This window comes from Microbacterium sp. Root280D1, assembly GCF_001428975.1.
Taxonomy (GTDB): Bacteria; Actinomycetota; Actinomycetes; order Actinomycetales; family Microbacteriaceae; genus Microbacterium.
On sequence record NZ_LMJK01000002.1, the window covers coordinates 25,092 to 44,702 of the forward strand.

The window sequence follows — 19,611 nt, forward strand, 5'->3', positions numbered from 1 at the left end:
ATACTTGTTGACGATCGCCCCCTTGTCAACATGCATTGACGTTATCTCGGTGCTCAGGATGCGAGACTGGGCCGATGCTGTCCGCATCGAAACCCGTGCCCGGCGACCGCGTCGCCGTCCTGTCGCCCGCCTTCGCCGCGCCCGCGGTCGCGCCCGAGCTCCACGAGCAGGCGCTCAGCCGACTCGAGCGGCTGACCGGACTGATCCCGGTCGAGTATCCGACCACGCGGCAGCTCGATGCGAGTCCTGAAGCCCGGGCCGCCGACGTGAACGCGGCCTTCGCCGACCCGAGCATCCGGGCGATCCTGGCGACGATCGGCGGGGACGACCAGATCCTGGTGGTGCCGCACCTCGACGCCGCGCTCGCCCAGGCCGACCCGAAGCCGTTCCTCGGCTACAGCGACAACACCAACATCCTCAACTGGCTGTGGAGCCTCGGGATCCGCGGCTACTACGGCGGATCCACGGCCGTGCATCTCGGTCCCGGGCCCGCGGTCGACGACGTGCATCTGCGGTCGCTGCGCGCGGCGCTGCTCGACGGCGGCACGGTCGAGATCACGGAGCCCGGAGAGTCGGAGGACGTGGGGAGGCGCTGGACGGACCCGCGCGCTCTCACCGAATACGGCGATCGGGTCGCGACCGAGGACTGGACCTGGTCGGGTCCGGCTGTCCGCGTCGAAGGTCGCACCTGGGGCGGCTGCCTCGAGGTCGTCGATCAGCTCGCGCTCGCCGACAGGCTGCCCTCGGCATACGACCTGCGCGGCGGGATCCTGCTGCTCGAGACCAGCGAAGAGCGTCCGCCGGCGAGCTGGGTGGCGCGATGGATGCGCGGGCTGGGGGAGCGTGGGATCCTCGATGTGGTCGCGGGAGTGGTCGTCGCGCGTCCGCCCGTGAGCGATTTCGAGTTCCTCCCCTCGTCGACCGAGGCAGACGCGCTGCGCGCCGCGCAACGGGATGCGGTGATCGAGACGGTCTCGCGGTACAACCCCGACGCGGTGGTCTGCGTCGGGGTGCCTTTCGGCCACACGCGGCCGCAGTGGATCGTGCCGTTCGGCGGGACGATGGTGCTCGACGGCTCGACGCGCACCATCCACGCCGCCTACTGACCGCCGGACGACGAAGGGCGGCACCTCCCGAGGAGATGCCGCCCTTCGCGTGGACGAGCGCGTCAGAGTTCGACGGCGGCCGCGACTCCGAGGTCCGATTCGTAGTCGTTGTCCTTGGTCTCCTTCGACAGCAGGAGCGCGATGAAGGTCAGCACGCCCATCGCCGACAGGTACAGTCCCACCAGCCACGGAGCGCCGTCGCCGAGCTCCCAGAGCCAGAGCGCGATGAGCGGAGCGACGGCTGCGCCGAGGATCGACGAGACGTTGTAGGAGATCGCGGATCCCGTGTAGCGGACGTTCGTCGGGAAGAGCTCGGGCAGCAGCGCTCCCATCGGACCGAACGTCGCGCCCATGAGCATGAACCCGAACACGAGGAACGCCTGCGCGAGGGCGCCCGTGAACTTCGGGTCCATCGCGGGGAGCAGGAACGCATTGAACGTGAAGCCGAACACGATGATGAGCCCGGTGACCCACAGCAGCAGCTTGCGACGCCCGATCGTGTCGGCGATGGGACCGGAGAGCAGGGTGAAGATGCCGAAGAACACGACGCCGACGATCTGCATGAGCACGAAGTCCGTGTAGGCGAACCCGAGTCCCGGATAGAACTGCGCGGCGAAAGCCGACGCGTCGAAGTCCTTGCCCGTCGCCTCGGCAGCGGCCTGAGCGGCGGCGGACGCCGTCTCGAGCGTGGCCGGCTTCGTGCCGTACGCCAGGGTGAAGTTGGTCATCAGGTAGAACAGCACGTACGTCGCCAGCATGATGAACGTGCCGAGGATCAGCTGCTTCCAGTGGTGGCGGAACACGGTCGCGAGGGGCAGCTTGCGGATCGCGCCCTTCTTCTCGGCCTTCTTGAAGGTGTCGGACTCGACGAGCTTCAGACGCACCCACAGGCCGATGATGACCATGACGGCCGAGAAGAGGAACGGGATGCGCCAGCCCCACGACAGGAAGGCCTCGGACTTCAGTGCGGGGTTGTCGGCGTGGGGAAGCAGCCAGTTGATGCCGAGGAAGAGGAAGTTGGCGATGATGAAGCCGAGCGGCGCGCCCAGCTGCGGGAACGTGCCGTACCAGGCGCGCTTGCCGGCCGGAGCGTTCTCGGTGGCGACCAGCGCGGCACCCGACCACTCGCCGCCGAGGGCGAAGCCCTGAGCGAGGCGCAGGATCAGCAGCAGCAGTGCCGCCCACCAGCCGATCTGCTGGAACGTGGGAAGAAGGCCGATGATGAAGGTCGCGATGCCCATCGTGAGCAGCGAGGCGACGAGAGTCGCCTTGCGTCCGAACTTGTCGCCGAAGTGGCCGAAGACGACCGCGCCGATGGGGCGGGCGACCATGGCGGCGCCGAACACGGCGAACGATGACAGCAGCGACGTGGTGTCGTTGCCGGTGGGGAAGAACAGCACGGGGAACACGAGCACGGCCGCTGTCGCATAGGCGTAGAAGTCGTAGAACTCGATCGTGGTGCCGACCAGGCTCGCCGTGATGACACGCGAACGCGGGTTCGCGGGGGCGGTGGACGTACTCATACAGCTCCTTAGATCCATGGCCCGGTATACCAAGGCACCGAGAGATCCTACGCCTTCCTGAACGTTTGCTGGGTGCGTATGACATCCCGCTGGACCGCGTGCGTAGAGTCGGAGGCGGATGCCCGTGCCCACCCGAGACGGAGAACCGTGACGACGAGACTGCTGCTGATCGCCGATACGCATGTGCCCGCCCGTGCCAAGCGACTGCCCGACGCGGTGCTGCGAGCGGTCGACGACGCCGACATCGTCGTGCACGCGGGGGACTGGATCGACCTCGCGACGCTGGATCTGATCGAGTCCCGGTCGCGGCTGCTCGTCGGCGTCCACGGGAACAACGACGGCCCCGCGCTGCGAGAGCGACTGCCCGAGATCGCACGGCTGACGGTCGAGGACGTCGAGGTCGCTGTGGTGCACGAGACCGGACCGAAGCAGCGGCGCGAGGAGCGGATGGATGCGGCGTTCCCGGGCGTCGACCTGCTCGTGTTCGGCCACTCCCACATCCCGTGGGACACCGTCGCCCCATCCGGGATGCGCCTGCTGAACCCGGGGTCGCCGACCGACCGCCGCAGGCAGCCCGTCTGCACGATGATGTCGGTGGCGATCGACGGCGCACGGGTCGACGCCACGCTGGTGCCGCTCGCATGACCACCGCACCTCGCGCGGGTAACGACATCGAGGTTCCCGCGGCGTACCGCGCCCCGATGCGATCGCGCGACGACGGGGTGCGCGAGGGGCTCGCGGTCGAGCGCGCGCTGCGGATCGGGGTCTGCGGAGTGGGAGGTCGCCTCGACCGCATCCCGGAGTCGCCGGCCGACGCGCTCGCCGCAGTCGATGCCGCCTTCGGTGAGCGGGCGGCGCGCAGGCTCGAGAGGTTCTCCTCGGTTTCCGAGGGGTCGTTCGTCTGGACGCGCGACGTCGACGGACTGCTGTGGCTCGGCCGGATCGCCGGGCCCTGGCGCTACGACGCGTCGGGCGAAGCCCGTGCAGTCGACCTCGTGCACGTGCGCGCGTGCGACTGGCTCGATCGTCCGGTGGAGCCGGCCGCGGTGCCGTCCGGCGTGCACGAGTCGTTCGCGCGGGGCGGTCGCAACTGGCAGAGCATCACCCGGGCCGACGCCGCGCACCTCACCGCGGCCGTCTGGAGGTCCCGCCGCAGCGGGTGACGGGCCCGATCAGTCGGTCGGGCGCAGGTCGCGGAGAATGGCGTCATACCGGCTGAGGAAAGCGCGCTCGTCGAGTCGCTTGCGTCGGAGCCACGACGTGACCTCGTCGTTGCGCTTGCTCGCGTTGCAGGACCCGCACGCGGGCACCACGTTCTCGACGGTGTAGCGACCGCCGCGGGAGATCGGCATCACGCAGTCGCGTTGGAGCGCGATGTCGCCCGCTCCGCAGTATGCACATCCGCCCCAGGCCTCCTGCAGCGAGGCCCACTGCTCGGCGGTGAGGTCGTTGTCCGCTCTGGCCACCCGGCCCCGGCGCCGCTTCGCATGACGGGCGCGCGCAGCGGGCGTGGGGGTGGAGAATCTTCGGCGCGGCACAGACACACGGTACTGGGCGGATGCCCGTGCCTGTGATCTATTCCTCGGTGTCGCCGAGAGCGAGCGCCGGCACGAAGTCGGCCGTGGGCGCGAGCAGCTGCTCCAGCTCGAGCACGATGAGCCGGTTGTCTCCCGCTCGCGTCGTCGGGGCCGGCACGAAGAGGGTGCGCTGCGGCCCGTTGCGCCAGTACCGTCCGAGGAAGAACCCGTTGACGAACGCATAGCCCTTGCTCCAGGCAACGGTGTCGAGGAACAGGTCGGCGGCGGAGTCGAGCGCGAAGTCTGCGACCCACGCAGAGGGTGCGCTTCCCGGGCCGCTCGACGTGTTCCCGCCGCTGGAGCCGATCTCCGCCGCGATCCCTGCGACGTCCAGCGCGGTCGAGTGCCAGCCGGTCAGCGGCGTGCCGTCGAGGGCAGGAGCGCCGATCAGACCCTTCTGCTCGCCGAGTCGGTGGTCGTAGTTCACGCGGCCGCCCTCCTCGACGAGGATGCTGAGCGTCCGTCCCGCGGGAATCCGCAGGGAACGGTCGTGACGGGTGCGGGAGAGCATGCCGACGGGCTGGCCGTCGACGCTCACCCAGGCGAGGTCGCGCACCTCGTCGAGCACGAGCTGACCGCCGCGCCCTTCGGGAAGCTCGACGTCGTACCGGATCAGAGCGCTCAGGTGCTCCAGCTCGTCGAATGTCCGCGGAACTGCGGATGCGGGCGTCGATGCCGCGGCATCCGTCCATGATCCCGCCGGCTTCAGCGGCACGGAGAAGACCGGTGCCGCGGTGGCCGCGGCGGGCAGCTCGTCGGGGACGGGCGCGTACTTCGCGATGACGTCGCGGAAGGCGAAGAACTTCGCCGTCGGGTTGCCGGCCTCGTCGAGAGGCGCGTCGTAGTCGTATGACGTGACGATCGGCAGGTAACGGCCCTTGTGGTTGGCACCGTTCGTGAGACCGAAGTTCGTGCCGCCGTGGAACATGTAGATGTTCACCGAGGCCCCCGCGGCCAGCAGTTCGTCGAGATCGGCGGCGGCGGTGTCCACGTCGGTCGTGTGATGCACGCCGCCCCACCAGTCGAACCAGCCGTCCCAGAACTCGGAGCACATCAGGGGGCCGGTGGGCTGGTGGGCGCGCAGGGTGGCGAGGCGCTCGGCGCTGCGCGATCCGAAGGATCCGGTCTTGTGCAGCTCGGGGAGGCTGCCGTCTGCCAGCATCCGATCGGTCGGCTGGTCGACCGTGGTGAGGGGCACGGTGATACCGGCTTCTCGGGTGAGGGCGACGAGCGCCTCGAGGTAGTCCTTGTCCGAGCCGTACGCGCCGTACTCGTTCTCGATCTGCACGAGCACGACCGAGCCGCCACGGTCGATCTGCCGGGGCGCGACGATGTCGTAGACCCGGCGGAGGTAGTCGCTGACATCGGCGAGGAACGTCGGCTCGGAGGAGCGCAGCTCGCGCTCGCCCGCGGTGAGCCAGTTCGGCAGCCCGCCGTTGTGCCACTCGGCGCAGATGTAGGGGCCGGGCCGCACGATCGCATCCATGCCCTCCGCCTGGATCAGGTCGAGGAACCGGCCCAGGTCGTTCCAACCCGTGGCATCCCACTCGCCGCGCCGAGGCTCGTGAGCGTTCCATGCGACGTAGGTCTCGATCGTGTTGAGTCCCATCAGACGGGCCTTGCGGATGCGGTCCTGCCACTGGTCGGGGTGCACCCGGAAGTAGTGGATGGCACCGGAGATCACCTGGTGGGGGAGCCCGGCGCGGAGGAAGTCTGTCTCGCCGATGGAGAAGGAGGTCACGATGCGGTGCTTTCGATGGGGAGGGCCGGACGGAGAGCGAGTCCCCGTCCGGCCCGGACGTGCGATTACTTGTTGACGGCGAAGCCCTGCGAGTTGCCGTACTCGACCAGCGCGTCCTGCCAGGTCATGAGGCCCTCGTTCAGGTCGGTGCCGTTCTGGTACGACTGGCCCACGGTGTCTCCGAAGATGCTGTTGCCGTAGACCTGGTAGGGCAGGTAGCTCCAGCCCTCGACCACGTCGTCGGCCGCTGCGGCGAGGACCTCGTTGATCTTCTGGCCGCCGAAGTACTCGGGCGCGTCGGCGAGGAACTCCTCGCTCGACAGCTCGGCGGTCGTCGACGGGAATCCGCCGGACTCGAGGAACGTCGAGATGCTCTCCTCCGAGTTGTTCAGCCACCACAGGAATCCGGCGGCGAGTGCCGGGTTCTTGCTCTGCGTGGTCACGGCCTGGCCGCCGCCGCCGTTCTCCGCGGTCGCCGGGGTGCCGTCGTAGGTCGGCATCGGAGCGACGCGCCAGTCACCGGCACCGTCGGGGGCGCCCGTGATCAGGTTGCCCGGCATCCAGGCGCCGATCACGAGGGTCGCGAGGCTGCCGTCGCCGAGAGCGCGGAACCACTCGTCGCTCCAGCTGCCGTAGGGCGCGAGCAGGTCCTCCTCGACGAGGCGGTTCCAGTTCTCGGTCCACTTCTTCGATCCGTCGTCCTGCAGGTCGATCGTGACGTCGGTGCCCGACGTCTCGAACGGCTTGCCGCCGGCCTGCCAGATCATCGAGGTCGCGAAGCCGGCGTCGCCGGTGTCGTTCGTGATGTAGGCGTCGGGGTTCGCGGCGTGGATCGCCTTCGCCGCCTCGTAGTACTCGTCCCACGTGGTGGGTACGGTGACGCCGGCGGCGTCGAACACGGCCTTGTTGTAGAAGAGCGCCATGGGGCCGGAGTCCTGCGGGAGGCCGTAGATCGCGTCGCCGTCGGTGACGGAGTTCCAGGTCGAGGCGGTGTAGTCGTCCTCGAAGTCGGCGAAGCCGTACTGCGAGAGGTCGACGAAGGCATCCGTCAGCGCGAACTGCGGGAAGGCGTAGTACTCCATCTGCACGACGTCGGGGGCGCCGGAGCCCGCCTTGATGGCGTTCTGCAGCTTGGTGTACTCCTCGTTGTTGGTGCCCGCGTTGACCACGTTCACCTTGACGTTCGGGTACTCCTTCTCGAACGCCTCGACCTGAGCCTCGGCGGAGGGGGTCCACGACCAGTACGTGATCTCGCCGCCCTTCTCGAGAGCGGCCTCGACGGAGTCGAACGAGCCGTCGCCGGCAGCGCTGCCGCCGGAGCCGGAGTCGCCGGTGCTGCAGCCGGCCAGCGCCAGCGCTGCCACGGTTCCGGCCGCGAGCACCGTGAGGGTGCGCCGTGCGCCGGGTGAGGGAAGGTGCTTCATTGCTGTGTCCTTTCGGGGGTGCGGTCCAGCGTCGGACCGACAGGGGGCGGTGCGGAGGGTGCCGGAGGCTACTGCTTGACGCTTCCGGCGGTGAGACCTGACTGCCAGAACCTCTGCAGCAGCAGGAAGGCGATGACGATCGGGATGATGGTGAGGAGGGAGCCCATGATCACGAGGTTGTAGATCGGCTGAGATCCGGCGCCGATCGCCTGAGCGCTCCACTGGTTCAGGCCGACGGTGAGCGGGTACCAGGCCGGGTCGGAGAGCATGATCAGCGGCAGGAAGTAGTTGTTCCACGTCGCGACCACGGTGAACAGGGTCACCGTCACGATGCCCGGTGCGAGCAGTCGCATCGAGATCGTGAAGAAGGTGCGGAACTCTCCGGCGCCGTCGATGCGGGCCGCTTCCAGCAGCTCGGTCGGCACGGACTCCGACGCGAACACCCAGATCAGGTACAGACCGAACGGGCTGATCAGCGAGGGGATGATCACCGCCCACGGGGTGTTCGTGAGCCCGAGCTCGCTGAAGAGCAGGAAGGTCGGCACGGCGAGGGCGGTGCCCGGCACGGCGACCGCGCCGAGCACGACGGCGAACACCGCGCGGCGGCCGGGGAAGCGGTACTTCGCCAGGCCGTAGCCGGCCATGGTGGCGAGCAGCGTCGCGCCTCCGGCGCCGACCACGACGTAGAGCAGCGTGTTGCCGAGCCAGCGCAGGAAGATGCCGTCCTGATACGAGAAGGTCGCCACCAAGTTGTCGACGAATGCGAAGTCGTCGGAGAACCAGAGCCCGAACGAGCTGAACAGCCCGGACTGCGTCTTGGTCGAGCTGAACAGCAGCCAGACGAGCGGCACCAGTGTGTACAGGGCGTACATCACCATGACGATCAGCAGGATCTTCGACTTGCGCGGATTCATTAGATCGTGGCGCTTCTGCGAGGGACGGGCGAGGGGGAGTGCCATGTCAGCGCACCTCCGACTTCGAGCCGCGCAGCTGCACGACGTAGGCGATCACTGCGGTGATGACGCCCATGATGATGGCGATCGTCGCGGCGTAGTTGAACTGCTGTCCGGCGAACGAGAGGTTGTACGCGTACATGTTGGGGGTGAAGTACGTCGTGATCACGTTCGGAGCCAGGGGCCGCAGGATGTTGGGTTCGTTGAAGAGCTGGAAGCTGCCGATGATCGAGAAGATCGTGGCGATCACGAGAGCACCGCGCACCGAGGGGATCTTGATCGAGAAGATCGTGCGCCATGCGCCCGCGCCGTCGAGCGACGCCGCCTCGTACATGTCGGTGGGGATGGTCTTCAGCGACGAGTAGAAGATCAGCATGTTGTAGCCGACGAACTGCCAGGTCACGATGTTGCCGATCGAGACCAGGATCCACTCCCGGGCGAAGGGCGTGATGAGGTCGCTGCCGAGGAAGTCGTTGAAGTTCGACGTCAGACCGAACTGGTCGCCGTAGATGTACCCCCACATGAGCACCGCGACGACCGCGGGCACCGCGTACGGCAGGAAGATCAGGATGCGGAAGAACGATGCGCCGCGCAGACGTGCGCTGTCGAGGGCGAGCGCCGCGGCCAGCGCCAGGACGAGCATGATCGGCACCTGCACCACGAGGAACAGCACCACGCGGCCGAACGCCTCCCAGAACTGCGGGTCGGTGAGCGCGCGGACGTAGTTGTCGAACCCGACGAACGCCGTGCCGCCGATCAGCTTCTCCTGGAAGAAGCTGAGGTAGAGCGCGTAGGCGAGCGGGGTCAGGAAGACCAGGGCGAAGACGACCATGAACGGGCCGACGAAGGCCCATCCCTTCCAGTCGCGCTTCTCGCGCCGGCGGATGCCGTGGTCCGCCAGGGCTGCGGAATCTTGAGTCGTCATTGACGAGAACCTTCTTAGAGATCGGGCGCTCACGGCGCCGTGTGTCAACGTCAACATATTCGATGCACTGCTAGTGTGTCAACGTCAACACATGAATGGATGAGTGCTCGTGACCTCGGTACAGTCGGCAGAGCCGCCGCAGCGGCGGCGAGACCCCTCCATGGAGGACGTGGCCCGCGAGGCCGGTGTCTCCGGACAGACCGTGTCGCGCGTCGTGAACGCGCGCGGCTACGTCGGCGCCGCCACCAGGGAGCGCGTCGAAGACGCCATGCAGCGGCTCGGCTACCGGCCCAACAGTGCGGCTCGTGCGCTGCGATCCGGCCGATTCCGGGCGATCGGCGTCATCATGTTCTCCTTCAGCTCGTACGGCAACCAGCGCACGCTCGATGCGATCGCCGTGCGCGCCTCGCAGAGGGGATACGCCCTCACCCTCATCCCCGTCGAGTCGAGTGCCCGCGACACCGTCGCGGGAGCCTTCCGCCGCCTGGAGGAGCACGCCGTCGACGGGATCATCATCGTGATCGAGGCGCATCAGCTCGACGAGGCCGAGGTCGAGATCCCCGACGGTCTGCCCGTCGTGCTCGTCGACTCGAACCGCGGCACGACTCACCCGTTCGTCGACACGGATCAGGCTCAGGGTGCGCGCCTCGCGACCGAGCACCTGCTCGACCTCGGCCATGAGACCGTCTGGCACGTCGCAGGACCGGCGAAGTCCTATTCCGCAGAGCGTCGACGCGAGTCCTGGCGCTCGACTCTCATGGATCGCGGCATCGAGGCACCCGAGCCGCTGCAGGGCGACTGGTCAGCCGAATCCGGCTATCGCGCCGGGCTCCGCCTGCGTGACGACGACGGCGTCACCGCCGTGTTCGCGGCGAACGACCAGATGGCGATCGGCGTCGTGCGGGCATTCCGCGAGGCCGGTCGAGACATTCCCGGCGACGTCAGCGTGGTCGGGTTCGACGGCCTGCCGGATGCCGCCCAACTGTGGCCGCCGCTGACCACGGTGCAGCAGCATCCCGAGAAGGTCGGCGCTCTCGCGGTCGACGCCCTCCTCGCCGAGCTCGATGGGGGAGAGCGCAGTCAGACGCCGCTCGTCGGCACCGAGCTCATCGTGCGCGAGAGCACGGCAGCGCCGCGGATCTGAGTTCACACGGCGAGGGACACGCCGATCAGGCCTTCTCCGCCACGTCGGCGCCGTCTTTTCGCCGGATCGACAACCCTGCCGGGATGCCCCGCGAGAACAGGATCGACAGCAGGCTGATCACGATCAGCCCGACGAACGACACGCGGAGTGACGAGAGCTGCGACTCGCGGTAGATGTCGGCGAGTTCGCTCGAGTCCTCGTCGCTGAGGCCGGCCGCTTCCCCGATTCCGGTGACGTCGGCTGCGGGCACCACTGTGACGCCGCGGTCTGTCGCGGCGCTCACCGTCTCGCGCACGTCGTTCGGAAGATCGCTCACGGCGACTCCCGACGCGAACGAGGTCGACAGCGCCCCGATCAGCAGCGACCCGATCAACGCTGTTCCGAGCGATGAGCCGAGATTCTGGAAGACGCCCTGCAGTCCGCCGGCTTCACTCGTGTCCTTCTCGCTCACGCTCGACATGTTGACGTTGCCGAGCTGCGAGGCCAGAAGACCGAGAGCGCTGCCGGCGAGGAACATGCCGACCGCGAACAGGCCGCCGCGGAGGTCCTCGGTCACCGAGCCGAGCAGCAGGACGGCGCTGAGCACGAGGGTCGACTGCCCGGCTCTCACGATGCGGCGAGGCGACCACCGCCGAGACAGAGCGGTGCCGATGATCGAGAAGAGGATCAACGAGACCGAGAGCGGGAAGATCTTGATGCCCGTCTCGAGCGCGTCGAATCCGAGTGTCATCTGCAGGTAGACCGGGACCATGAAGAACAGCCCTGCCGTCACGGCGTACTGGGCGCCGAGTACCGAGAGCCCGCTGCGCAGAGTCGTGATGGAGAACAGGTCCGGCTGCATCAGAGGAGATCGGCCGTCGCGCATCAGCCGTCGCTGCCACCTGATGAAGAGCGTGATCAGAGCGGCGCCGAGCGCGATGCACCAGGTCGTCAGAGAGACTCCGAGGGGTGCGATGGGGATGCCCGCGATCTCCGGCGTGTACAGGGGCAGCACCCACCCCCACGTCTTGCTCTGCAGCATGCCGAAGACGATCAGGACGAGACCGGCAGACGAGAGCAGCACGCTGCCGATGTCGATGCGGATGCTCTGTCGCGGGGTGGAATCGGCGATGATGCGAGCGCACAGCACGACGCCCAGCATGATCACCACCTCGGCGACGAAGACGAACCGCCAGCTCGAGTAGGTGGTCACCGCTCCGCCGATCAACGGACCAGCCGCGACGGCCGCACCCGACACGGCGCCGATGACGGCGAAGGCCGTGACGCGCTCGGCACCTCGGTAGTTGTCGGCGACGAGGGCGGCGATTGCGGGGATCACCAGCACCGCGCCCAGCCCCTCGATGATCGACCACCCGAGGAACAGGAACCCCACGGACGGACTCAGCGCCGTGATGAGGGAGCCTGCGGCATAGACGCACGAACCGATCACGAAGGCGCGGCGTCGACCCCACACATCGCCGAGCTTCGCCCCGAAGAGCATGAACGCCGCCATGGTCAGGGTGTAGAACGTGATCGCCGCCTGCATCGCCGTCACGGAGGTGTCGAGATCGCTCACGACCGTCGATATCGACACGTTCATGACGGTTCCGTCAAGCACCATGACGAACTGCGCGGCGCCGAGCACGATGACGACGTTCCACTTCTTCATGACATCTCCTCGGGCGTGGGTGCGTGTGCAGGTGCGGGCGATACCTCGGGGGCCGCCTCGGACGCGGGACGGCGGTTGCCGCGCATGATCCGCGCCACGGCCGTGATCAGGAACAGCTGTCCGGTGACCGCCTCGGCGACGGCGATTCCCTGCACGGCGGGGCTCACCGGAACGATGTTGCCGTAGCCGGTGGTCGTGAGCGTCGTGTACGAGAAGAACAGCTGGCTCGAGAGGGAATCGACGACCTCTTCACCGAAGGTCGGCGAGATGGTCAGAAGCGCGCCGAGGTTGTAGACGAGAGCGAAGAACATGCCCACCAGGACGTACGCCGAGATCGCGGCGAGCAGAGCCTCGGCATCCAGGCCCCGCCGCGTGACCTGGTGTCTGATGATCGCGACCGGTGCGATGAGGAACGCGACCATCGACGCCGCCGACAGCGCGATGTCGAGTGCGTGTCCCTGCAGGTCGAACACTGCGACCACGATCGCGGCGATGCCCGCCGCCGAGAGGACGATCCAGGCGATGCGCTGCATCCGGGCGTGGGCCTCGGTCACGCGAAGCACGACGGCGACGGTGACCAGTTGCACCACGAACGCCGGCGGGCTCGGGTCGGTCGTGCCCTGAGCGGCGCACAGCCCGTAGGTGAGCACGAGCAGCGCGAGCACGAGCCAATAACCGGACGGCCATCCGGACACCGGCCTCGCGACGTGTGCCCCGAGAATCGCGGGTTCACGCATCGTGTATCGGGATCCCATGGAGGCGCCTCACACCGGTCCGTGCTCGCTCGGCAGTCGCCCCGATGCCAGAGCCGTCTTCAGAGCCCGGAAGTCGCTGTCGTTCTGATCGGCGTACGCCGCGGCGAAGTCCGCGATCGCCTCCTCGAACATCTCGCTCCGCCCCATGTACCCCGCGATCTGCACCCGGTCTCCCGAGCGGGAATGGGCTCGAGCCAGTGTCTCCCCGCAGATCCGCGCGTACAGGATCGCACCCCGCACGCTCATCGTGTCCGGGTCGATTCCCCCCTTCCCGTCCTGCAGCTGCCGGATGTAGAAGTCGCGGGGCTGCCCGTCGAGACCGACGACGGATTGCCATCCGAGGAAGATGTCGCTGGATGCCTGCATGAGGCGCTGGCCCCGCACGACGCGTTCCGCGTGGTCGTCGAACTCGCTCGGCCCGAGGAAGCGCTCCAGCACAGATGCCTGAGCCTCCTTCGCCTGAAGGAGCAGAGGGTCGTCGTCGTCGCGTCCGCTGAGCAGGAGCACCCAGGCGCGTGTCCCCACGCTTCCGACACCGACGACCTTTCGAGCCATGTGTCGGTACCTGTACTCGGCGATCGGATGCCGTTCGCTGACGAGCGTCGTCCGATACGCGCCCAACACCTGGTGCATCACATCCGCTTCGTCTGCCGCGCGCCCCGCGTCGCGGATGAGATCCTCGACGGGGACGATCAGCGGCGGCGCCGCGACGATGCGCAGGTGGCCGTCGACGACGCGCACCAGCTTCTTGAAAGCCTTCCGATGATCGCGTTTTCGCGCCTTGTCGATCGTCACGTCCAGCCGGCGCACCTCCTCGTCTCCCACCTGCCGGTCGAGCTGTGCCTGACGGGTCGACAGCCTCGCACTCTCTGCGTCGAGTCGGTCGTACCAGGCGTCGAGCACCCTCGACTTGGCCGCCGCCCTCATCGCGGTGCGATAGCCGTGTGCCGCGGCCACGACGCAGGCGCGCTCCTCGTCAGCGCTGAATCCACGCTGCCTGCTGGCCACCGCGAAGCTCGCCGCGAGTCGTTTCACATCCCACTCGAACGGCCCTGGAAGCGTCTCATCGAAGTCGTTGATATCGAAGATCAGGTGCCGCTCAGGGGAGCTGAACAGTCCGAAGTTCGACAGGTGCGCGTCTCCGCAGAGCTGCGCGATGATGCCGGTGTGCTCGGACGAGGCGAGGTCCGATGCCATGTGCAGGGCCGCCCCCCGATAGAAGGCGAGCGGGGACACGGCCATGCGCGCGTACCGCACCGGCGTGAGTTCCTGCACCCGTGATCGCCCCTGCTCCTCGAGCAGATAGATGGGATCCGGCCGGTCCGTGGCCGGTGACCATGCTGCGAGCTGCGACCGGGGCATTCGCGATCGAGCGGCGCGTCCTTCATCGCGCCGCTCGGCGAACGGCTTCGCGACCTCCGGGGACCGAGTCATGAGCTGGCTCGGCCAAGGGAGTCGGTGGAGGCGAGGGCAGCCTTCTCACGCGAGATCTCGTCCCGCGCGTCGTCCTCAGCCGCCACGGCATCGATGGCATCGGCATCGGCATCGGCATCGGCATCGTCATCGTCGGACGACGGACGTTCGACGACCTCCAGGACGAGGACGACGAGCAGCGACAGGGCCAGAGTCCACAGCACGAGTGCGGGGGTGAGCGGCCGTACGAGCAGCACGACCGCCGCACCGGCCACGATGATCGCAGCCCTCAGGAGAGCGCGTCTCGAGTACATCCACGTGCCGACGCGTCCGCTGCTCAGGCCGCGCCGGTCAAGGGTGCCGCGCAGCGAGGCGGCGCCACCGTGGACGACGGCGCGAAGTCGTCGTGGAACGTCGAAGGGGCCGGCGAACCACGCGACCACGGCGGTGACGAGCGCGAGCACGAGCACAGCCACGGCGGTGTCGCGCATGGCGCCGCCGACCAGTTCGTAGATCGCGCCCCCGGCATCCGCGGGGATGCCGTTGCTGCGCAGAGCGGCGTCGAAGAGCACCCTGCCGATGGCGAGACCCGCGAGCACGATCAGCATCACGAGACCGAGGGAGAGCGCTGCGGTGACCAGCGCGACCGAGCGTCGTCGCGCGACGACCACGCCGGCGGCGAGGAACACGATCGCCACCCAGGGCAACCAGAGTCCAGCGGCCACCACCAGCTCGTAGGCGAGCTGGACCGAGGCGAGGGAATCGACCTGCGCGACGGTGATCGTGCGATCGACCGTCGGAATCGACGCCGCGAATCCGACGCCCTGGTCGACGAGCACTTCTTTCGCGGCGTCGATGATCGGCGCCAGCTGAATCCCGATCGTGCCGTCGGACCCGAGTGCGATGGCCGCATCCGGATCGTCCTGCAGCGCGGACACCACCTGCGCGTGGCTGATGCGGAGCGCCGACGCCCAGACGTTCGCGAACGCTTCGGACTCGACGAAGCGCTCGACCAGGGTTCCCACGAGCGATTGCAGTCCCTGCGCAGCGGGTCCCTTCAGCAACTCCAGTGCACGAGTCGCCGCGGGGCCGGTGCCGAGGTCGATGATGCCGTCGATCACGTCCGTGGTGAGGGTCGGTATGTCGACCTGTCCCTCGATCGCCTCGACAACCTGATCGGTGACCGCGGACTGCACGTCAGGATCGCTCGCGAGCACGGCGTAGCTCGCGACGAATCGATCGGTGTCGGTGAGCTGCACGTTGCCCCAGGCAGCGACGAGGGCGACGGGTGCGATGAGCGTTCCCAGCACGATGAGGACGGTGGCCGAGAGAGTGCGTCCCCACCCGCGGGATCGGCGGCGCGACCCGACCGGATCGGGTGTCGAGGCGGGGGTTGCCGCCGGGATGCCGCCACGGAGGGCGCTGTTCTCGGCTTCGAGGGCAGCGAGGCGCCGCTGCAGCTCCTGGACCGTGGATCGTGCCATGTGATTCTCCGTCCTCAGACTCTCGCGTTCTGACGCGGGATGTGGACCTGCTTGATGATCAGAAGTATCGCGGCGGTGATCGGGATCGACACCAGTGCGCCGAGCAGACCGAGCAGGGCCCCGCCGATGAGCGCCCCGATGATCACGAGCGACCCTGGCACCGCGATCGCCCTGTTCATGATGCGCGGAGTCAGCAGATATGCCTCGAACTGCATGTAGATCAGATACAGCACCGCGAAGATCAGCGCGAGCAGGGGGTCGCTGAACAGCGCGACGACCGAGGCGAAGATCCAGTACGCGACCGGACCGATGAGCGGTATCAGGGTGATCAGGAAGGCGGCCAGCCCCATGAACGCAGGAGCCGGGAGCCCCAATATCAGATGCAGGAGGGTCGCGAACACCGCATTGCAGGCGGCGAGCACCACCATCCCGATGAGATATCCGCCGATCGAGTCGGTGATCTGTTCCGTGAGCGATCGGAGTCTGGCTCGATCGCGCGCGGGTGCGAGCGAGTAGAACGCGGACTTGATGGACGACAGCGACGCGAGGAAGTACAGCGTGAGGACGACGACGATGATCACACCGGAGATCGCGTTGCCGACGCCGAAACCCACGGCGAGCACTCCGCCTCCGACGGCGAGCAGGTTGCCGGGATCCGCGAAGAACGCCGCGAGTTGATCGAGTGCGGTTCCGACGACATCTCCGACCTGTGCTTCGAAGGCTGTGTACGCCTCCGAGGTGCGGAAGTCGGCGATGGCCGCGGGGATGGAGCGTGCGAACTCGCCCACCTGCACCAGGGCGGGCGGGAGGATGAACCCGATCACGACGGCGAGGAAGACGAGGAAGCCGCCCGAGACGATCAGCAGTCCGCGCGTTCGCGACACCCGGTGTGCCTCCAGCCAGCGGATCACCGGGTCGAGGCCGAGGGCGACGAAGAGGGCAATCGCGATGTAGATGAGGATCGTGGCGACCGAGCTCGCGGCGACGCCGAGGACGAACGCGCCGAGCCCGCCGAGAACCAGCGCGAAGCCGAACAGCAGGGGGCGCGTCACGGTGATCTGGATGCTGCGTGGTCGCGGCCCGCGTGTGGCGCGCCGAAGCTGAGGGGGTGACTCCTCAGGCACGCTCGCATCGCTCACGGTGCCACTCTCGGGCGCAGGGCGCACGGCCGCGTCACCCTTTCAGGGCGATATACCGCGGGGTCAGATCAGGCCGAGGTCCTGTGCGCGCGCGACGGCCGTGTTGCGGTTGGGCACCGCGAGCTTTCGGTAGATGTGAGCCATGTGGGTCTTGATCGTGTTGGGCGACACATAGCAGCGGGCTGCCAGCTCGGTGTTGGTCATGCGAGTCGGAAGGTAGGTGAGGATCTCGAGCTCGCGGTCGGTCAGTTGCTCGGCCAGTTCGGGCGAGGTCGCGCGGGCGCGGCGGAGCAGGCTCGCCCTCTCCAGCACGGTGGCGCGGAACGGCGTCGAGGTGCCGGGGAGGTCGGCGATCAGGCGCATGACCTCGGGGCCGGCGCGCACGAAGACGGCGACCAGATCATGCCGTGACGCCAGATCGAGGGCCTTGTGCATGGCTTCCGCACCCGCGCCCGTCCCACGCTCGCGGGCATCGAGCCACGAGCGGAGGAGGAGCTGTTCCACACGGGCGCGCGGCATCGACTCGGGCGGCTCCGGGGTGACCACATCGAGGTGGGCACGAGCGAGGTCGGGACGGTTGCGCGTCAGTGCGGCGGCTGTCGCCTCGAAGGTCAGAGGAGACCAGCGTCCTGCGGTCGGATGGCGCAACCCGCCGTTCGGTGCATGCGCGAGGCGGAGTGCGCGAGCCTCTTCGGCCTCGAGCGCCACCGCGACGATCGGAGGCGGGGTCGACGGCAGACGCTCGACCGGGTCCACGGCGTCTCCCTTGCTGAGAACCGTCTCAAGGTGCGCGATCCACATGAGCTGAGTGCGGTGGTTCGCGGCGGCGCGGAGCGCACCCTCGTGCAGGGACACCGCGGCGAAGGACGGCGTGGCTCGCTCGATCGATGCGAGTGCCGCCGCCAGGAAGGCGTCCGCCGGCGACGGATGTGCGAGCAGGCCGGTCTCGGCGGCGAGATCCAGTGCCTCCTCGGAGACCGCCGCGGCACGGCGCAGCCGTCCTGCCCACGCTTCCAGCAGTGCGAGCGAGCCGAGAAGATGGATGCGATACAGGCTGTACTGGCCCCCTGGCGCGGCGAGCGCCTCGTCGAATCGTCGTCGCGCCGCGGTGAGATCGCCCGAGAGGAAGAGCGCTCGGCCCGCCGAGGTCAGCGAACTCGTGCGCAGCAGGTGCGGGTGCGTGAGGCCCAGCAGCTCGGGCGGGTGCAGATCGGGATGCTCGCTGAGCAGTGCCGCAGCCGACTCCGCAGCCTGCAGTGCGATGCGGGGGTCAGACCGGAACTGCGCCCGCGCGGCGAGGAACGTATGAATGACCACCGAACGGCCCGGTGTGAGCGTTGGCCGATCGGCCTGTTCGCGCAGCACGTCCTCGGCTCGGGCCGCGTCTCCGTTCATCATCAGCAGCATCCCGCGGAGGATCTCGACGTCAGGTCGGGTCGCACGGAACTCTGCCGGCAAAGCATCGAGCCACCGACTGACCGACACCGTGTCGTTGCGTTCGAGCACCTCGCGGCCGTGTCCGGAGATGACGGTCGCCGCCCGCTCCCACGATCCGGCCTCGAGGAGGTAGTCGATGGCTGAAGGCGCATCACCCCGGGCGAGGTGCCAATCGGCCGCGGCCGTGCAGATCTCGGTCGCCGCTCCGGGGTGCTCGGCCTTCAACCGGTAGCGCAGGAGCTCTCGGAACATCGGGTGAAAGCGGAACCACTCCCGGTTTCGATCGAGGGCGACGAGGAACATCGACTCTCTCTCGAGCTCCTCGAACAGCGAGGTCGCGTCGTCGACGGAGAGGATCGACTCGACGAGTTCCGCGGACATCCGGTCGAGGCCCGACAGGTGCAGCAGCAGCGACCGTCGCTCGGGCGGCTGCTGGGCCAGGGCCTGTTCGCTGAGATACTCGGAGATGAGGCGATCGGTGCCGCGAAGTTCACTCGCGAAGTGCTCCGGATCGTCTTCATTGCGCAGACCGAGACCGGTCAGCACGACACCGGCGGCCCATCCCTCAGTGCGCTCCATCACTGCTGTGAGGGTGCGAGGACTGACTGGAGCGCCGATGATCCGCTCGAGCAGCGTCGCACTCGCGGCCTCATCGAGCGCGAGGTCGCTCTGTCGCAGCTCGATCAGCGAGTGGCTCAGTCGATGGTGACCCCAGCCGAGGCCGTAGTCGATACGTGACGAGAAGATGAGGTGGGTGTGCTCGGGAACATTGTCGGCGAGCCACCAGAGGTCGGGCAGCAGCGGCGATCCGGCGAGATGGTGCAGGTCGTCGAGCACGAGCACGACGGGGGGATGCTCGCGGAAGACGCCGACGAGAGACTCGAGGACAGGACGCCCCAAGGCGCGCGCGTTGACTGCATGAGGCCGTCCGAGGTCTCTCGTCCCGCGGCCGGGGGGCAGCACCGCACTCAGCAGGTGATCGAGCGGGCGGCGTGGATCGCTGTCGGCCGGCTCCAGCCCGATCCAGCTGACGCGCACGTCGGGGTGCGATGCCGCCCATTGCGACACCAGCACGGTCTTGCCGGAACCGGCCGGAGCGACGACCACGCTGAGGGGCGCGTTCAGCGCCGCGTCGAGTCGACTACGCAATCGTGGTCGCTCGACGGCGTGAGCCGGCGGGGGAGGTATGGCTGTCATCGGCGAATCCGGTGTCAGTATGGCAGGGCGCGGCCGCGTCATCCACAGCGACTTCAGATCATCCGCAGAGGATGAGGACGCCCGCGATCCGCGCGTCCATCATGGGACCGTCGCGCTCGCGCGTTCACGCCGCTCGTGCACCCCA

General features: G+C 68.1%; 16 protein-coding genes. 4 read left to right on the forward strand and 12 right to left on the reverse strand.

Annotation, left to right across the window (positions count from 1 at the left end):
- Positions 1-74 precede the first annotated feature (74 nt).
- Entirely contained in the window at positions 75-1,106 is a 1,032-nt protein-coding gene (locus tag ASE34_RS06250) for a S66 peptidase family protein (RefSeq protein ID WP_056277842.1), read from the forward strand.
- A gap of 62 nt (positions 1,107-1,168) precedes the next feature.
- Here the strand turns inward: ASE34_RS06250 and ASE34_RS06255 are convergent, their stop codons facing one another.
- Positions 1,169-2,629: an MFS transporter gene (locus ASE34_RS06255; protein ID WP_053095475.1), complete on the reverse strand. Its 1,461-nt coding sequence runs from the start codon at positions 2,627-2,629 to the stop codon at positions 1,169-1,171.
- Between the two features lie 147 nt (positions 2,630-2,776).
- Here ASE34_RS06255 and ASE34_RS06260 point away from each other — a divergent pair, with 147 nt between their 5' ends.
- Both ASE34_RS06260 and ASE34_RS06265 read left to right on the forward strand, forming a co-directional pair.
- A complete protein-coding gene (locus ASE34_RS06260) occupies positions 2,777-3,274 on the forward strand; it encodes a metallophosphoesterase family protein (RefSeq protein ID WP_056277844.1) in 498 nt (165 codons plus the stop codon).
- A complete protein-coding gene (locus tag ASE34_RS06265) occupies positions 3,271-3,792 on the forward strand; it encodes a hypothetical protein (protein ID WP_056277847.1) in 522 nt (173 codons plus the stop codon). The genes ASE34_RS06260 and ASE34_RS06265 overlap by 4 nt, the downstream gene beginning before the upstream one ends.
- Before the next feature lie 9 nt (positions 3,793-3,801).
- Here the strand turns inward: ASE34_RS06265 and ASE34_RS17760 are convergent, their stop codons facing one another.
- The 5 genes from ASE34_RS17760 to ASE34_RS06290 form a co-directional block, all read right to left on the reverse strand.
- On the reverse strand, positions 3,802-4,167 hold the full coding sequence (locus ASE34_RS17760; RefSeq protein ID WP_053099033.1) for an HNH endonuclease: 366 nt from the start codon (positions 4,165-4,167) through the stop codon (positions 3,802-3,804).
- 37 nt (positions 4,168-4,204) lie between these two features.
- A complete protein-coding gene (locus tag ASE34_RS06275) occupies positions 4,205-5,947 on the reverse strand; it encodes a glycoside hydrolase family 35 protein (protein ID WP_056277850.1) in 1,743 nt (580 codons plus the stop codon).
- Between the two features lie 65 nt (positions 5,948-6,012).
- Complete coding sequence (locus tag ASE34_RS06280) at positions 6,013-7,371, reverse strand: ABC transporter substrate-binding protein (RefSeq protein ID WP_056277853.1); 1,359 nt, start codon at positions 7,369-7,371, stop codon at positions 6,013-6,015.
- Positions 7,372-7,439: 68 nt separating this feature from the next.
- Positions 7,440-8,285: a carbohydrate ABC transporter permease gene (locus ASE34_RS06285; RefSeq protein ID WP_056277856.1), complete on the reverse strand. Its 846-nt coding sequence runs from the start codon at positions 8,283-8,285 to the stop codon at positions 7,440-7,442.
- A 46-nt stretch (positions 8,286-8,331) separates the two neighbouring features.
- Positions 8,332-9,249, reverse strand: coding sequence for a carbohydrate ABC transporter permease (locus ASE34_RS06290; protein WP_056277859.1), 918 nt, complete (start codon positions 9,247-9,249; stop codon positions 8,332-8,334).
- 160 nt (positions 9,250-9,409) lie between these two features.
- Between ASE34_RS06290 and ASE34_RS06295 the strand changes: the two genes are divergently transcribed.
- On the forward strand, positions 9,410-10,393 hold the full coding sequence (locus tag ASE34_RS06295) for a LacI family DNA-binding transcriptional regulator (RefSeq protein WP_082586541.1): 984 nt from the start codon (positions 9,410-9,412) through the stop codon (positions 10,391-10,393).
- Positions 10,394-10,418: 25 nt separating this feature from the next.
- Here ASE34_RS06295 and ASE34_RS06300 read toward each other — a convergent pair whose 3' ends face one another.
- The 6 genes from ASE34_RS06300 to ASE34_RS06325 form a co-directional block, all read right to left on the reverse strand.
- On the reverse strand, positions 10,419-12,041 hold the full coding sequence (locus ASE34_RS06300) for an MFS transporter (RefSeq protein ID WP_056277862.1): 1,623 nt from the start codon (positions 12,039-12,041) through the stop codon (positions 10,419-10,421).
- The gene (locus ASE34_RS06305) at positions 12,038-12,796 is read right to left on the reverse strand and encodes an ion channel (protein WP_235567446.1); all 759 of its coding nucleotides are present in this window, start codon (positions 12,794-12,796) and stop codon (positions 12,038-12,040) included. The genes ASE34_RS06300 and ASE34_RS06305 overlap by 4 nt, the downstream gene beginning before the upstream one ends.
- Positions 12,797-12,805: 9 nt before the next feature.
- Positions 12,806-14,230, reverse strand: coding sequence for a DUF2252 domain-containing protein (locus ASE34_RS06310; RefSeq protein WP_056277868.1), 1,425 nt, complete (start codon positions 14,228-14,230; stop codon positions 12,806-12,808).
- A complete protein-coding gene (locus ASE34_RS06315) occupies positions 14,227-15,693 on the reverse strand; it encodes a hypothetical protein (protein WP_200955161.1) in 1,467 nt (488 codons plus the stop codon). Before ASE34_RS06315 ends, ASE34_RS06310 begins: the two co-directional genes overlap by 4 nt.
- A 14-nt stretch (positions 15,694-15,707) precedes the next feature.
- Positions 15,708-16,832 (reverse strand): AI-2E family transporter, encoded by a 1,125-nt coding sequence (locus tag ASE34_RS06320; RefSeq protein ID WP_235567447.1) that lies wholly within the window; start codon positions 16,830-16,832, stop codon positions 15,708-15,710.
- 63 nt (positions 16,833-16,895) lie between these two features.
- A complete protein-coding gene (locus tag ASE34_RS06325; RefSeq protein ID WP_157538130.1) occupies positions 16,896-19,418 on the reverse strand; it encodes a LuxR C-terminal-related transcriptional regulator in 2,523 nt (840 codons plus the stop codon).
- Positions 19,419-19,611: the final 193 nt, after the last annotated feature.